This window comes from Phenylobacterium haematophilum (assembly GCF_014196295.1).
Taxonomy (GTDB): domain Bacteria; phylum Pseudomonadota; class Alphaproteobacteria; order Caulobacterales; family Caulobacteraceae; genus Phenylobacterium; species Phenylobacterium haematophilum.
Map to the genome: position 1 here is coordinate 1 of NZ_JACIDK010000021.1, position 1,171 is coordinate 1,171.

Below are 1,171 nucleotides of genomic sequence, written 5' to 3' on the forward strand. Positions count from 1 at the left end.
GGCAGGGCTATCGCATATGGCCGAGCATGGAGAGCAGGAAGGCGTTGTCCCACCCGGCGCGCTTGATCTTGGTCTTCATCGAGCCCTTGGCGGGGTGGTGGCGGACGATGTTGAGGGCGAGCTTGCGGATGAGGGCGAGGTTCTGAGGGGCATTGTCCTTGCGGCTGCGGACGCGGTCTTCGTCGAAGGCGACGTCGAGCACCCAGTGGAGTTGGTTCTCGATGGTCCAGTGGGTTCTGGCCACGGCGAGCATCCGCTCGGCTGAGAGTTGGGTCGAGAGCAGATACCATCGCACGATCACCGGCTCGGGCTCGCCGGCGGTCTTGCGATAGGTCTCCACGCGGGCGACGGCGGCGAGGCCGGGAAAGTCTATGCCCCGAGCGGCGACGACGATGGCGGTGCGGCCTTCGATCCGGTCGTGAGCCTTGGCGGGGCCGCTCACCGCTTCGGTGGCCGGATCGGCGGCTGCGATCAGGGCCTCGGCCTGGGCCAGCAGGGTCGGCTGGTTGGCCTTCAGGGCCAGGGCATAGTCGGCGCCGGTGTCGAGGATCGCCTGGGCGGTATCGGCCCGGCAGTGCAGGGCGTCGGCGGTGACGATACAGCCATCGAGCCTGAGCAGCGCCAGGGCCTGCTGGGCGCCCAGGACCTCGTTGCGGCCCGGGGCGAGGCGCTGGCCGATCACCAGCCGAGCCTCAGCCGCCCACACGTTGACCAGATGCAGTGGCGTGGCCTTGCGCCCGCGCTCGTAGGCCCCGCGCAACGCCTTGCCGTCGATCGCCACGACACCCTCCAGCGCTCCAGCAAAGGCGCGCGTGAACTTCGCGAAGGCGGCCTCGAAAGGCTCTGGCTCCAGCAGCCGGAACACCCGGCTGAACGTGTCGTGGCTCGGGGCTCCATGTTCCAGCTGCACGACCTGGCGCAGCAGATCCTGCTTCGCCTCGGCGAACTCGGCCATGTCGGTGCAGTCCTCCGCGCCGCACAGCACCGCCGCCAGCGCCACGAACATCAGCTCCAGCAGGTCATGTCGGGCGTTACTCGCCCGCGGATCGACCACCTGCCCGAAATAATCCGCAAACCTCTCCAATCCGCCGCCTCCTCACACCAAGGAGACGCCTGCAGAGTCCGCTTCGAACTAAAATTTCGACTCCACCGCCATATGCGATTCCCCTGC

1 protein-coding gene is annotated in these 1,171 nt (G+C 67.8%); it reads right to left on the reverse strand.

Going from position 1 to position 1,171, the window contains the following annotated elements:
* Positions 1–7: 7 nt before the first annotated feature.
* Positions 8–1,084, reverse strand: a complete 1,077-nt coding sequence (locus GGQ61_RS21960; protein ID WP_183777190.1) for an ISAs1 family transposase — start codon at positions 1,082–1,084, stop codon at positions 8–10.
* Positions 1,085–1,171: the final 87 nt, after the last annotated feature.